Source organism: Chitinophaga ginsengisoli (genome assembly GCF_003014595.1).
Classification (GTDB): domain Bacteria; phylum Bacteroidota; class Bacteroidia; order Chitinophagales; family Chitinophagaceae; genus Chitinophaga; species Chitinophaga ginsengisoli.
Window position 1 is genome coordinate 194360 of sequence record NZ_PYGK01000006.1, and the last position, 14382, is coordinate 208741.

12 protein-coding genes are annotated in these 14382 nt (G+C 46.0%); 10 read left to right on the plus strand and 2 right to left on the minus strand.

What is annotated here, in order from left to right; genetic code table 11:
* Positions 1–147: 147 nt before the first annotated feature.
* Positions 148–1404: a sensor histidine kinase gene (locus tag CLV42_RS16540; RefSeq protein ID WP_106603032.1), complete on the plus strand. Its 1257-nt coding sequence runs from the start codon at positions 148–150 to the stop codon at positions 1402–1404.
* A complete protein-coding gene (locus CLV42_RS16545) occupies positions 1379–2089 on the plus strand; it encodes a LytR/AlgR family response regulator transcription factor (RefSeq protein ID WP_106603033.1) in 711 nt (236 codons plus the stop codon). Before CLV42_RS16540 ends, CLV42_RS16545 begins: the two co-directional genes overlap by 26 nt.
* 95 nt (positions 2090–2184) lie before the next feature.
* Here the strand turns inward: CLV42_RS16545 and CLV42_RS16550 are convergent, their stop codons facing one another.
* Together CLV42_RS16550 and glmM are read right to left on the minus strand one after the other, a co-directional pair.
* Positions 2185–3312: a cysteine desulfurase family protein gene (locus CLV42_RS16550; RefSeq protein ID WP_106603034.1), complete on the minus strand. Its 1128-nt coding sequence runs from the start codon at positions 3310–3312 to the stop codon at positions 2185–2187.
* Between the two features lie 137 nt (positions 3313–3449).
* Entirely contained in the window at positions 3450–4832 is a 1383-nt protein-coding gene (gene glmM / locus CLV42_RS16555; protein WP_106603251.1) for a phosphoglucosamine mutase, read from the minus strand.
* A gap of 299 nt (positions 4833–5131) precedes the next feature.
* On the opposite strand from glmM, the gene CLV42_RS16560 reads away from it, so the two are divergent.
* From CLV42_RS16560 to CLV42_RS16595, 8 genes are all read left to right on the plus strand, one after another.
* Positions 5132–7069 (plus strand): LTA synthase family protein, encoded by a 1938-nt coding sequence (locus CLV42_RS16560; RefSeq protein ID WP_211303469.1) that lies wholly within the window; start codon positions 5132–5134, stop codon positions 7067–7069.
* A 47-nt stretch (positions 7070–7116) separates the two neighbouring features.
* The gene (locus tag CLV42_RS16565; RefSeq protein WP_245901671.1) at positions 7117–7860 is read left to right on the plus strand and encodes a class I SAM-dependent methyltransferase; all 744 of its coding nucleotides are present in this window, start codon (positions 7117–7119) and stop codon (positions 7858–7860) included.
* Positions 7861–7862: 2 nt separating this feature from the next.
* Positions 7863–8441 carry a phosphatase PAP2 family protein gene (locus tag CLV42_RS16570; RefSeq protein WP_106603037.1) on the plus strand — a complete coding sequence of 193 codons (579 nt, stop codon included), beginning with the start codon at positions 7863–7865 and terminating at the stop codon, positions 8439–8441.
* On the plus strand, positions 8438–9169 hold the full coding sequence (locus tag CLV42_RS16575) for a ZIP family metal transporter (protein WP_106603038.1): 732 nt from the start codon (positions 8438–8440) through the stop codon (positions 9167–9169). The genes CLV42_RS16570 and CLV42_RS16575 overlap by 4 nt, the downstream gene beginning before the upstream one ends.
* A gap of 24 nt (positions 9170–9193) precedes the next feature.
* Positions 9194–10495, plus strand: coding sequence for a hemolysin family protein (locus tag CLV42_RS16580; protein WP_106603039.1), 1302 nt, complete (start codon positions 9194–9196; stop codon positions 10493–10495).
* 160 nt (positions 10496–10655) lie between these two features.
* A complete protein-coding gene (locus CLV42_RS16585; protein WP_106603040.1) occupies positions 10656–12194 on the plus strand; it encodes an HAL/PAL/TAL family ammonia-lyase in 1539 nt (512 codons plus the stop codon).
* Positions 12195–12213: 19 nt separating this feature from the next.
* Positions 12214–12942: a 3-oxoacyl-ACP reductase FabG gene (fabG, locus tag CLV42_RS16590; protein WP_106603041.1), complete on the plus strand. Its 729-nt coding sequence runs from the start codon at positions 12214–12216 to the stop codon at positions 12940–12942.
* A gap of 68 nt (positions 12943–13010) precedes the next feature.
* Entirely contained in the window at positions 13011–14234 is a 1224-nt protein-coding gene (locus CLV42_RS16595; protein WP_106603042.1) for a beta-ketoacyl-[acyl-carrier-protein] synthase family protein, read from the plus strand.
* The last annotated feature ends 148 nt before the right edge of the window (positions 14235–14382 follow it).

Sequence of the window (14382 nt, forward strand, 5' to 3'; positions counted from 1 at the left end):
CTTATATTAATATTGGCCATAGTACTGTATTTGGCCATAGAGACTTTTTGTTCCCCGGAAATTTTAACATTCCTTTTACTACGCTTAACAAATTTTAACAGCCTCTTTACGGGAATTGAGTGTAAGTTTATCGCGCTTTTGGGCTACATGATAAATTTAAAACAACTCTATAGGAACCGGCTATTCAACATAGGACTGCATATTGTAGTTTGGACCTGTTTCCTGTTTTTTCCTTTTTTTATCTACCGGATCAAGATTCAGCACCCCTGGTTCTTTGCCCGGGAAATAGTTGATAACCTCTTCCTCATAGGATTGTTTTATCTCAATTTTTATGTACTGATCCCCCGCTTTTTCACATTAAAGAAAATAGTCTACTATCTCTCTTTTGTGGTGTTGACGCTGGTGTTCATCATTATGCAACAGGCAGTTACCGAGTATGTTTTCTGGAAAACATTCGCGTCTCAGGAAACGGTAATAGCGCCAGACAGGGATCGGGATGCCGGCTTTGCTCCGCCACCTCCTGCCTATATGCGCTACCATTTGCTGGAAGGCCGTTTGCATGCAAAGGCAACATACCGGGAACGGATAACGCCGGTATATGCTGGCGCCACCCTGAACGACTCGATCAGGAAAAGAGAGTTTATCAATGTCCGGAGTGAGCTGTCTTTCCTCGACTATATCCTTTTTCCGGAAATATTGCGGAAGTCGGTTTTTGCAGCTTTGCTCATGCTTTTTATGAGCGGCTTTATCAAGATTGCACAGGAATGGTTTAAGAGTGAACAGCAAAGGGAAGCATTGAAAGTGGAGAATCTGAACGCAGAATTAAAATTTTTAAAGTCTCAGATTAATCCTCACTTCCTTTTCAACTGTCTAAACACCATCTATTCCCTGGCGCATAAACATTCCGTACAGACAGAGCACGCCATCGTCAAGCTGTCTACCATCATGCGGTACATGATCTATGACTCCAACGAGGATAAGGTGCAGCTCAAACAGGAGCTGCAATACCTCGAGGATTATATTGATATTCAACGTTTAAGATTGCCGGACGATATAGTGGTGGACTATGCTGTGCAGGGAAACCCGGTAGGATTGAAAATAGAACCCATGTTGCTGGTGCCATTTGTCGAGAATGCCTTTAAACATGGGATCAGTTATGCCGAACCATCTTTTATTGCCATCGCACTCGCAATCGAAAGGAACCAGGTGAGGCTGGTAGTAGAAAACAGTCGCTTCAGAAAGCGCGTGGCCGAAAAAGGGGGAATAGGCCTGCAGAATGTGCGTAAACGGTTGGAACTGTTGTATACCGGAGACCATGATCTGGAAATCACAGAATCAGAAAACCAATTTATTGTTGATTTAAAAATCGTGTTGAAAAATGATCAGGTGCATAGCGGTGGATGACGAACCACTGGCATTGGAAATAATTACTGACTTCGCAAGGAAGGTTCCTTTCCTGCAGCTGGTTGGCACATTTGAGAATGCAACAGAGGCGCTGCGTTTTTTACAGGAAGAGCGGGTAGACCTGCTGTTCCTCGATATTAAAATGCCGGATATCACCGGTATTCAGTTGATGAAATCCCTGAAGTATCCGCCTATGGTGATCTTTACTACTGCATATGGAGAGTATGCACTGGAAGGATTCGATCTGGAAGTGGTAGACTACCTCCTGAAACCTGTACCCTTTGAGCGTTTTCTCAGATCAGCTACCAAAGCGCTGGAGCTGAGAAGTATGTCCCAGCAGAAGAACGGGGACAGTAATAACGGGCACGTCAACGACTACATCTTTATTAAGACAGAATATAAGATCATTAAGATCAACCTGGAAGATATTTTATTCATCGAAGCACTGAAAGATTATACGAAGATTTATACACCTTTTCAGCCAGTACTTACACTGCGCAGTCTCAAATCATTTGAAACACGTTTACCTGCAGATAAATTCATCAGGGTACACCGCTCTTATGTTGTGTCGCTGAATAAGATCAACTCTGTAGAGAAAAATACTGTGATGATCGCCAACCAGTCTATCCCTATCAGTGATGGCTATAGGGAAAAGTTCTATGATGTGATCAACCGGAACAGTTAATCAGTCTGCAATATCAATAAGCATAAAAAAGAAACGGTAAATGGCTATCTGCCATTTACCGTTTTCTTTTTATTCACTAGTTGGAGTATGATTGTTTAGACGATCTCTTTCAGCCTTGTGATCACTTCGTCTATTTCCGCTTTCGTATTGTCTTTAGCGAAAGAGAAGCGTACGGCGATCCTGTTGGGATCACTATTGATGGCGCGGATAACATGAGAACCTGCATCAGCGCCGGATGTACAGGCACTGCCACCGGATGCACAGATACCGTTAATGTCCAGGTTGAAGAGCAGCATTTCACTCTTCTCTGTTTTAGGGAAGGACACGTTCAGTACAGTGTACAGGCTGCGGCCATAGAGGTCGCCGTTATAACTTACACCGGGTATATGCTGTTTCAGCTGGTCCATCATATAGATGCGCAGGTCATTAATATACTTGCTATGTTCTTCCATGTGTTCAGTTGCCAGTTCCAGCGCTTTGGCGAAACCAACAATGCCATATACATTCTCCGTACCAGCGCGCATATTACGTTCCTGTGCACCACCATGAATGAACGGCGTGATCTTCACATTTTCATTGATGTAAAGAATACCCACACCTTTAGGGCCATGGAACTTGTGACCGGAACCATTGATGAAGTGTACCGGTGTGTTGCGCAGGTCAAAAGCATAATGTCCTACTGTCTGCACGGTGTCTGAATGGAAGATGGCGTCAAACTCCTTGCAAAGATTGCCCACCGCATGAAGGTCCAGCAGGTTGCCGATTTCGTTGTTAGCATGCATCAGGCTTACCAGGCAACGTTCAGTAGAATTGGCCAGCAGTTCACGCAGGTGCGCCATATCCACATGTCCATCGGGCTGCAGCCTTACATTACTCAGCCTGATCTTGTCTTTTGAATGGGCATGCTCCACGGAATGAAGGGTAGCATGGTGCTCAATTTCAGAAGAAATGATATGTCTGCAACCCAGGTTGTGGATGGCCGCGTTTACCGCAGTATTGGTACTTTCAGTACCACCAGAGGTGAAAAAGATCTCCCCCGGATGTGCGTTCAGGATCTTTGCTACGGATTTACGCGCGTTTTCAATGGCCAGTCTTGTTTCACGGCCATATGAATAGATGGAAGAAGGATTTCCAAACTTTTCTGTCAGGTAAGGCAGCATCACATCCAGCACGTCTTTATCCAGCGCCGTGGTGGCTGCATTATCAAAATAAATTCGTTTCAAGGTGGTGGTTTTTGATAAAAAAATGCCGTTGGCGGAGACAAATGTCTGATTTTTTTAGAAAATACAGCAGTCCCAAAAAAAAGCGGCGGATACAACTACATGCGTCCGCCGGCTAATATATTCTAAGTTGTTGAAAATTAGTGCATAAACTCGCGGATGTCCTGCATGATACGTTTGGCGATATTATCTGCCGTTGTTTCATTCTGGCTTTCCGCGTAAATACGGATAATAGGCTCCGTATTGGAAGTACGTAAGTGTACCCAGTCCCTGTCAAACTCAATTTTCAGACCGTCTTCGATGTTAATAGGCTGGTTCCTGTATTTACCTTTGATCTTATCAAAGATGGTAGCTACATCGACACCCTTATCAAGCTCTATCTTGTTTTTGGAAATAAAGTAGTCAGGGTAGCTGTTACGCAGGGCCTTGAGGTTCTTTTTGCTTTGGGCCACATGGCTGAGGAAAAGACCGATGCCGATCAGCGCATCACGGCCATAGTGGAGGTCTGGTACAATAATACCGCCATTACCTTCACCTCCTATCACCGCATTCACTTCCTTCATTTTGCGCACCACATTCACTTCTCCTACTGCAGAAGGATGGTATTCTCCACCGTTCTTCAGGGTTACATCTTTCAGCGCCTGTGTGGAAGAAAGGTTGGAAACGGTGTTCCCCTTGCGGGTTTTCAATATATAGTCAGCTACTGCCACCAGGGTATATTCTTCACCGAACATGCTGCCGTCTTCACATACGAAACAGAGGCGATCCACATCAGGATCTACAGCAATTCCCAGGTCAGCGCTGGACTTGTTCACTTCATTGCTTAACGCAGTAAGGTTTTCCGGTAAAGGCTCCGGATTATGGCTGAAACGACCATTTACTTCATCGAACAGTACTGTTACTTCTTCCACTCCCAATGCTTTCAGCAGGGCAGGAATGAAGATAGCGCCTGTAGAGTTGACAGCGTCTACCACTACTTTAAAGTTGCGGGCCCTGATAGCAGGAACATCAACCAGTGGATAGTTCACTACCATGTCAATGTGCTTCTGCAGGTAGCTGTCATCTTTCTGGTAGGTGCCAAGTTTACTGACATCTGCAAAAGAGAAGTCTTCGCGTGCAGCAAGATCGAGTACGATGGCTCCGTCTTCTCCGGAGATGAATTCACCTTCACTGTTCAGCAGTTTCAGGGCGTTCCATTCCCTGGGATTGTGGCTGGCCGTAAGAATGATACCACCTGCTGCCTGCTCTGCCTTTACAGCCACTTCAACTGTAGGAGTGGTAGAAAGGTCCAGATCAACAACATCCAGGCCCAATCCGTTCAGGGTAGCAACAACGAGCTGTTTCACCATTTCTCCCGAAATGCGTCCGTCCCGCCCTATTACTACTTTTCTATTGTCGGATTGTTTGATGAGCCATGTGCCGAATGCAGCTGTGAACTTTACAACATCGAGAGGAGATAGCCCTTCTCCTGGTTTGCCCCCGATGGTTCCGCGAATGCCAGAAATCGATTTGATCAGTGCCACGAATTTCAATTTTTAAAGGAAGGGCAAATATAAAATTACAAACAGCAATAGACAAATGAATTAAATGCATAGGGCTCCTTTCTAATTAAATATTAATTTAAACAGATGCGTTATAGTTTTAATGTGGGCGATTTATATAGGGGTGAGGAAACTTTGTCCCGTTTTTCATTAATGCCACAGTTTAGCATACTTTTGCATGTCAATTAATCAACAGCTACGTTTACATGAAATATTTATGGAAGAGTATACCCAGGTATATTCGATACGTGATTATCCAGGCCTTATTCCTATATCTCTTCATGGTCGTTTTTCGTCTGGTTTTCTTTTTGTTTTTCTTTAAGACCACCGTTACAGACAGTGGGGCCATCCTGAAGGCATGGACACTTGGCTTAAGATTCGATATGCGTCTTGCCTTGATCCTGACCGTTCCGTTATTACTGCTTGCCTTTATTTTCAGAAACAACTTCTTTACAAAACCGGCCATCAGAAAGCCGGTTTTTGTGTATCTCTTCCTCGTATACCTGGTGCTGACATTCATGTATATATTCGACCTGGGGCACTATGCTTACCTGGGCTTACGCATGGATCCCACTATTACCCGTTTCCTGGCGGAAGGAGAAAGGGCAGATAATGCCAGGATGTTATGGCAGAGCTACCCGGTGGTACGTGCAATGGTCGGGGTCGGCCTGTTCCTGTTCCTGATCTCTTACCAGTTCATCCGTTCCTATCAGCGACTGGCGAAAGAACCACCAATAAGGCTCAGCAACTGGAAATACAGCGGCTGGTTGTTCTCTATGGTGATCCTCTTTGCGGGCGGTATTTATGCCAACATCGCCTACTTCCCACTGCGCTGGAGCCAGGCAATGTTTACCAGGGATAATGGGGTGACCAGCCTGGCGCTGAATCCCGTATTGTACTATGTCGCCAACATGTCTGGTAAAACGGATACCTACGATATAAAAAAGACAAGGGAGCTTTATCCGGTAATGACGCGGTACCTGGGCGTACAACAACCAGATGCGGAGAAATTGAACTTTGTGCGTGATGTTCCCGGGGCAGACAGGAAGAAAATGAATGTGGTGCTGGTTATGCTGGAATCGACCGGAGCAGCTATCACCAGTATGTACAATAACCCGATGCAGCCTACGCCCAACATGAAAAAGCTGGCTGATAGCGGTATCCTTTTCCGCAATTTCTACGTACCTGCTGTCAGCACCGCCAGAACGGTGTATGGCGTAACTACAGGGCTGCCCGATGTCAGTCTGACCAAAACAGCTTCCCGTCACCCGAAGATGATTGACCAGCGTGTAGTACTGGACCAGTTCAAGGGATACGAGAAATATTACCTGCTGGGAGGAAATACCAACTGGGCCAATATCAGGGCGGTGTTTACGAACAATGTAGAAGGCATTAAGATCTATGAAGAAGGCTATTATAAAGCGCCCAAAGCAGATGTGTGGGGCGTATCTGATTACGACCTGATCACAGAAGCCGACGAAATATTCAGGGAGGCAGGTAAAAAGCAACAACCTTTTGTGGCCTTCCTGCAGCTGGCAGACAATCATCCTCCCTATACCACCACAAACGGAGGCGGCGATTTTAAGAAATTGACCACTAAGGATATTGACAAAGAGCAGTTTAAGAAATCAGGATTTGTTTCTATTGACCAGTTGAATGCTATCCGTTATGAGGATTATAACGTGGGGCACCTGATTGATCTGGCAAAAAAAGGAGGGTACCTGGATAATACGATCTTTATCATGTTCGGGGACCATAACTGTACCCTGAATCCTTATCATTTTATGCCTACCCCGGAGTATGAACTCGTCAGTGGATCAGTGCATTCCACCTGCTTTATTTATGCTCCGGCCCTGATAAAGCCACAGGTGATTAACTATGCGGTCAGCCTGGTGGATGTTTACCCCACCATGGCGAAACTGGTAGGCCTGCCGTTCAAAAACTATACACTGGGACAGGATATGCTGGATTCCACACAGACGAGCAGGTATGCTTTCGCCAGCTATGCTAAGAACCTCCAGGGCTATATATCGATGATAGGGGAGCGCTATATGTACGAGATCAATACGAAGACCCAGGACGCTTATCTGTACGACATGCTGGGAGATCCGCTGAAAAATGTAAAGGCGCAATATCCGGATACGGCGAAAGCGCTCGATAATTTAACGCGGGCATTTTACGAAAGCACCCGATATTTGATATTTAATAATAAAAAATAGAGCTTTGAGGCGTTCATCTGATCATGGAAGTTTTTAATGAATTAGCAGTGGAAATACAAAAACAATGGTTTAAAGATTGGTTCAATTCTCCTTACTATCACCTGTTGTACAATAACAGGGATAATGCAGAAGCGGCAACTTTTATAGACAAATTGTTGAACTATCTGCATCCGTCTGCTAATTCTACCATGCTGGATGTAGCCTGTGGCACCGGCCGTCATTCGAGTTACCTGGCAGCAAAAGGATATACGGTCACAGGTATTGACCTTTCCATCCGCAGCATCAACATTGCCAAAAAGCTGGAAAATGACCATCTCAGCTTTTACCAGCACGACATGCGCCTACCCTTCAGAGTGAACTATTTTGATTTTGTGTTTAACTTTTTTACCAGCTTTGGTTATTTTGATACCGAAAGGGAGAACGAGAATGCCCTGCGCACGATGCGGAATGCCCTGAAACCGGGAGGATGCCTGGTATTGGACTACCTGAACAGCCCCTATGTGAAGAACAACCTGGTACCTTTTGAGGTGAAAGAAACAGGGGATGTGGTGTTCGATATTGTCCGGGAGGTAAATGATGGTAAGTTCCAGAAGCAGATCAACATCCTGGACCGTTCCCGCTTATACCGGACAACATTTACCGAGAATGTAAGCGCCTTTACCCTTCATGATTTTGAGGAAATGTTCGCCCACCAGGGTTTACAAATAACTGATATATTTGGAGACTATCATTTCAATAGCTACGATGAACAGCATTCGCCAAGACTGATCATCGTTGCTACAAAACACTAGCCATGCTGGAAAGACTGCTTAGACTGGACTACAAACTCTTTTTCTATATTAATAACGTGTGGCAGAATTCGGTGCTGGATGCTATTGTGCCCTGGTTAAGGGAGCCATATATCTGGGCGCCACTGTACCTTTTCCTGCTGTTGTTCGTAACGATCAATTACGGTTGGAAAGGTTTCTGGTGGATCGTCTTTTTCCTGCTTACTTTTGGTCTGGCTGACCAGGCCAGCTTATATATCAAAGAGGCTGTGGGGCGGTTAAGACCATGCCGGGACCCGCTGATGCAGCACTTTGTGAGGGTATTGGTAGTATATTGCCCGGGCAGCGGTAGTTTTACCTCTTCCCATGCAGCCAATCATTTTGCACTGGGCACTTTTTGTTTCCTCACTTTCAGGCATATTTCAAAGTTATATGCCTCTCTGTTTTTTGTCTGGGCGCTGCTGATCTGTTATGCACAGGTCTATGTGGGCGTTCATTACCCGCTGGATGTGATTGGAGGCGGTGTACTGGGTATCATCATAGGTACCCTGAGTGCCGGATTCTTTCAGCGGCGTATCAGACTGGAACCTGAATTAACAACATGAACTGGATCTTTCTTTTAATTATTTTACTGGCGACCTTAGGCGGCGGTTTAATTCCCATGGTGGTAAGAAGGGTGACGCCCAACTTCCCGATTTACATGCTGGCATTTACCGGCGCCTGTTTGTTTGGCATCACTATCATGCACCTGTTGCCTGAAGTGTATCATGAACTGGGGCATCAGGCCGGTATCTATATCGTACTGGGTTTTTTCCTGCAGGTAGCTCTGCAGGCGTTGTCGCATGGAGCGGAACATGGACATACCCATATTCCGACAGACGGCCACCATCATGTACAGATCTTTCCTTTGTTGCTGGGTTTGTCTATCCACGCTTTTATGGAAGGTATTCCGCTGGGTTTTCAGTTTAAGGACCCGGCGGCCCTTGCTTCCCTGGTAATAGGGGTGGCTGCGCATAAATTGCCGGAGGCCTTTACCCTGATCACCGTCATGATGCATGCCCATCAACGGGGTGGGCGGTTGTGGCGTATTCTGATCATTTTTTCACTGGTTACGCCAGTTGCAGCGGTATTGGCATCGGTGCTGGGGCAGCATTCAACCTATATATCTAACATTACTGCTTACATCGTGGCACTGGTGATAGGAGCATTCTTGCATATTTCTACCACTATTTTCTACGAAAGCGGCACCAAACACCATGAATTGAGCTATCGTAAAGTAATTGCCATAGCGGCAGGGTTGCTTTTAGCATTTCTTACCTTAATATTTGAATAATTCTTTATTTTTAGCCTTTTAAACATGGAAGTCGTCGTCATTATCCTCATCCTTATTTTGCTAAATGGCTTATTCTCAATGTCAGAGGTCGCCATGGAATATGCTCGTAAAGCAAGGCTGGAATATCTGGCCAATAAAGGGGATGAAAAGGCAAAAGCTGCGCTGAAGCTGGCCAGCAATCCGGACAGGTTTCTTTCCACTGTCCAGGTAGGCATCACACTTATCAGCATCTTAATAGGTATATTATCAGGCATCAGCCTCAAACCACGCCTGGTTGAATACATTTCCGGTTATCCACAACTAAGTCCTTATAGCGATGGTATTGCCATTACCGTTATCGTGGTAGTGGTGACTTATTTTACGCTGGTAATAGGCGAACTGGTGCCCAAACGCCTGGGGATGCTCCGTCCGGAAGCCATCGCCAGACAAACTGCCGCCCCGATGAAATGGGTGTCTATGGTCACTTATCCTTTCATCTGGCTGCTGACCATTTTCACCAATCTGCTGGTGAGCATCTTCAACCTGAAACCGAGTACTGACAATAACGTCACAGAAGAAGAGATCAAAGCGCTGATAAATGAAGGTACTACTGCAGGCGCTATTGAAGAGACCGAACAAGAGATCATTGAAAGGGTGTTTCACCTGGGAGACCGTAACATCACCTCCCTCATGACACACCGTACGGATATCGTATACCTGGACATTCATGATCCGAAGCAGGTGATCCGCAGTAAGATCCTGGACAGTCCGCACTCCGTATACCCGGTATGTGATGATGTAATTGACAATATCCTCGGTATTATCACCATCAAAGACCTTTATACAGCAGCAGCTGATACAGGCCATGACCTGGCCCGTATCATGAAAAAGCCCCTGTTTGTCCCTGAGAACAACTCCGCTTACCAGGTATTGGAGAAATTCAAGGAAACACAGAGCCACGCTGCATTTATCGTAGATGAATACGGTACTTTTCTGGGAATGATCACCCTGAACGATATACTGGAAGCCATCGTAGGAGACATGCCGGAAACCGGCCAGGATGACGATTATGAGATAGTGCGCCGGGAAGATGGTTCCTACCTGGTAGACGGGCAGATCCCTTTTTATGACTTTCTTGCCCGGTTCGACAAGGAAGACTGGATGGCAGAATTTGAACAGGAGTTTGATACGATGGCAGGTTTTATCCTGCATCACCAGGAACATATCCCCAAGATCGGGGAAAAATTTGAGTGGCGGGGCTTCACCTTTGAGATTGTGGATATGGACGCCCACCGCATAGATAAAGTGCTGGTAGAAGCGCCAGAAGATGCAGTGGAAGAAGGTTGATCTGATCAGGGGGGAAGGACTGGTTTAATTACGAATTGTAAATGGCAGATACGTATGATTATCATACAGATAAATTGCGTAGTTCTCCATTTGTGATTCGTAATTGTTTTTTGCTAATTTTGAGCACTTTTTTACATAATCAAATAATTTAATTTAAATAATGGTTGTTTTAGGAAGTAAGGTGCTTTCACTGGACGAAGTGTACCGCGTGTTATTCAACGGGGAGGAGTTGAGCCTGGATGAAGCTGCTTTACAGCAAGTAACGCACAACTTTGAGTTTTTAAAGAAATTTGCCGCCAAGAAGCTGATCTATGGTATCAATACCGGCTTCGGCCCCATGGCGCAATATCGTATCAGCGAGAGCGATACGCACCAGTTACAGTACAATCTTATCCGCAGCCATAGCTCAGGAGCCGGCAAGTATATGCCGCCCCTGTTAACAAAAGGCCTCATGATAGCACGCCTCAGCAGCTTCATGCAGGCACATTCCGGTGTACACCCTGAAGTGGTGACCCTGCTCCGGGACCTGATCAATAAGAACGTTTACCCTTGTATATACGAACACGGTGGTGTAGGCGCGAGCGGCGACCTGGTGCAGCTGGCTCACCTGGCATTGGTACTGATCGGCGAAGGAGAAGTGGTGTATGAAGATGTACTGCGCCCTACAGCTGAAGTATATGCCCAGTTAGGTATCAAACCTATGGGCGTACATATCCGTGAAGGACTGGCGGTGATCAATGGTACCTCCGCTATGACAGGTATCGGTCTGGTGAATATCATCGAGGCAAAGAAACTGCTGGGTTGGAGCTGCATCCTGTCGGCTATGGTCAATGAAGTGGTAGAGGCGTTTGACGACCATTTGTCAAAAGAGCTGAATGCCGTAAAACGTCATGAAGGTCAGAACAAGGTAGCGGCTGCCATGCGCGATATCCTGAAAGACAGTAAGATGATCAGGCACCGTCCTGACCATTTCTATAAGGAACTGGAAGAAGAGATCTTTAAAGATAAGGTACAGGAGTACTATTCCCTGCGCTGTGTGCCACAGGTATTGGGGCCTATTTACGATACGCTGGTGGAAGCTGAAAAGATCGTTGTGCAGGAATTGAACTCCGTGAGTGACAACCCGGTAGTGGACCATCACCAGGAGAACGTGTTCCACGGTGGTAACTTCCATGGGGACTATATTTCCCTGGAAATGGACAAGGTAAAGATCGCAATCACCAAGTTGTCTATGTTGTCTGAAAGACAATTGAACTACCTGATGAACGAAAAGCTGAACCATAAGTTCCCGCCGTTCATGAATCTGGGCAAACTGGGACTGAACTTCGGTATGCAGGGTATCCAGTTTACCGCCACGTCTACAGTGGCAGAGAACCAGACTTTATCCTTCCCGATGTATGTACACAGCATTCCCAACAATAACGACAACCAGGATATTGTAAGCATGGGATGTAATGCTGCCCTGATGACCAACCGTGTTATTGAGAATGCATACGAGGTGCTGGCGATCCAGGTAATGACGATGTTACAGGCGGTAGATTATCTGAACTGTCACGCGAAGCTGTCTTCCTTCTCACACCGCATATACAGTGAAGTAAGGGCAATTTTTCCTAAATTTATTGAGGACAGTCCTAAATATAAAGACGCTAAAAAAATCAAGGAATACCTGTTACAGCATGATCCTGAAATAGCATGGTAACCTCTAAAACAATTAACGGATGAAATGTGCTTTAATAACAGGTGGCTCCAGAGGTATAGGAAGGGCAATATGCGTGAAGATGGCTGAGTTGGGGTACTATGTAATTATCAATTATAAAGGCAATGAAGCTGCAGCCAACGAGACACTGGAAGCGGTAAGAGCCAAAGGAAGTGACGGAGAATTGCTGCAGTTCAATGTAGGCAACAATGAGGAAGTACATGCGGTACTGGGCAGCTGGATAGAGAATAACAAAGAGAAACAGATCCAGGTACTGGTGAATAATGCCGGTATCCGTGAAGATAACCTGCTGTTCTGGATGAACAGCGACCAATGGCGGAATGTACTGAATATCAGCCTGGATGGATTCTTCAATGTCACCAAACAGGTACTGAACAATATGCTGATGAAACGCTACGGACGTATTATCAATATTGTATCCCTGTCCGGCATTAAAGGCCTTCCTGGTCAGACGAATTATTCCGCAGCCAAAGCTGGGGTCATTGGCGCCACAAAAGCACTGGCGCAGGAAGTGGCCAAACGTGGGGTGACAGTGAACGCAGTAGCGCCCGGCTTTATCAAAACGGATATGACGGCAGAGCTGAACGAGAAAGAACTGGCGGCGCAAGTGCCTATGAACCGTTTTGGTACGCCTGAAGAAGTAGCAGAAGCAGTGGCATTTTTTGCTTCTTCAGCATCCTCTTATATCACAGGAGAGGTTTTGTCAATTAACGGAGGACTATACACATGATTATAACCGGAAACGAAGAACAGTATCAGTAGTAATTGATCTTACGTTCCCGGGCCAAATTGATTTATATGAACAGAGTGGTGATCACAGGATTGGGAGTTTATTCCTGTATAGGTAAGAACCTGGAGGAGGTACGTGATTCTTTATATAAAGGAAAATCCGGTATTATTCTGGACCCGGCCAGGAAGGCCTTTGGATACCGTTCCGGCTTGACGGGATATGTAGACCGTCCGGACCTGAAAGGAGTACTTGACCGCCGTGCCCGCATGATGATGCCGGAGCAGGCGGAATTTGCTTTTATGAGTACCCGTGAGGCGCTGGAGCAGGCTAAAATAGATCCGGATTATATAGAAAAGACAGAAGTAGGACTGCTGTTTGGTAACGACAGCTCTTCCAAGCCTGTGATAGAAGCTACCGACATCATGCGGGAGAAAAAGGACACCATGCTGGTGGGGTCCGGTTCTGTATTCCAGACCATGAACTCTACCGTGAACATGAACCTGGCCACTATCTTCAAGCTGAGAGGGATTAACTTCAGTGTGAGCGCGGCCTGTGCCAGTGGTTCTCACGCCATTGGCCTGGGATATATGTTCATCCGCAATGGTATGCAGGACTGTGTGGTATGCGGCGGCGCCCAGGAGATCAATATCTACTCCATGGGTAACTTCGATGCCATCGCGGCATTCTCTGTAAGAGAAAATGACCCGCAGAAAGCCAGTCGCCCGTTTGACCGTGACCGTGATGGCCTGGTACCCAGTGGCGGAGCAGCTACGGTGATCCTGGAAAGCCTGGAGTCAGCGCAGCGTAGGGGCGCAAATATCCTGGGAGAAGTGATTGGTTATGGTTTCTCTTCCAATGGTGCACATATTTCTAACCCAACAATAGACGGACCCGTGCGTTCCCTGCAGATCGCCCTACAGGATGCAGGACTGCAGCCAAAAGATATTGAATACATCAATGCACACGCCACCAGTACACCAGCTGGGGATGCGAGTGAAGCGGCAGCGATCGACCAGGTGTTTGGCGGATCAAGACCGCATGTCAGCTCAACCAAGTCAATGACAGGACATGAATGCTGGATGGCAGGAGCGAGTGAAATTGTTTACTCCATGCTGATGATGCAGAATGGCTTTATTGCGCCCAATATCAACCTGGAGAACCCCGACGGAGCAGCTGCCAGATTAAATATCAATAACACTACCATTAGTAAAGATTTTAATATATTTTTGTCTAATTCCTTTGGCTTTGGGGGCACTAATTCATCCCTGATAGTCAGAAAATGGACAAAGTAAGTAGTTAACTGTCAACACTTTAATTCCGTAAAACAGGCAATATTTAATATCTGCCCGGATATTTATACCTTTGAGGGGACTAAAAACAGATGCAAGGAAGGTTGATCAGCTAAACTATCATTAGAGGTAAATTGTAAGGTACATAGGC

Coding starts and splice junctions, on each gene's coding strand:
- CLV42_RS16570 (WP_106603037.1), top strand. CDS start 7,863: ATGCTGGAAAGACTGCTTAGACTGGACTACAAACTCTTTTTCTATATT.
- CLV42_RS16580 (WP_106603039.1), top strand. CDS start 9,194: ATGGAAGTCGTCGTCATTATCCTCATCCTTATTTTGCTAAATGGCTTA.
- CLV42_RS16575 (WP_106603038.1), top strand. CDS start 8,438: ATGAACTGGATCTTTCTTTTAATTATTTTACTGGCGACCTTAGGCGGC.
- CLV42_RS16595 (WP_106603042.1), top strand. CDS start 13,011: ATGAACAGAGTGGTGATCACAGGATTGGGAGTTTATTCCTGTATAGGT.
- CLV42_RS16560 (WP_211303469.1), top strand. CDS start 5,132: ATGGTCGTTTTTCGTCTGGTTTTCTTTTTGTTTTTCTTTAAGACCACC.
- fabG (WP_106603041.1), top strand. CDS start 12,214: ATGAAATGTGCTTTAATAACAGGTGGCTCCAGAGGTATAGGAAGGGCA.
- CLV42_RS16585 (WP_106603040.1), top strand. CDS start 10,656: ATGGTTGTTTTAGGAAGTAAGGTGCTTTCACTGGACGAAGTGTACCGC.
- CLV42_RS16540 (WP_106603032.1), top strand. CDS start 148: ATGATAAATTTAAAACAACTCTATAGGAACCGGCTATTCAACATAGGA.
- CLV42_RS16545 (WP_106603033.1), top strand. CDS start 1,379: ATGATCAGGTGCATAGCGGTGGATGACGAACCACTGGCATTGGAAATA.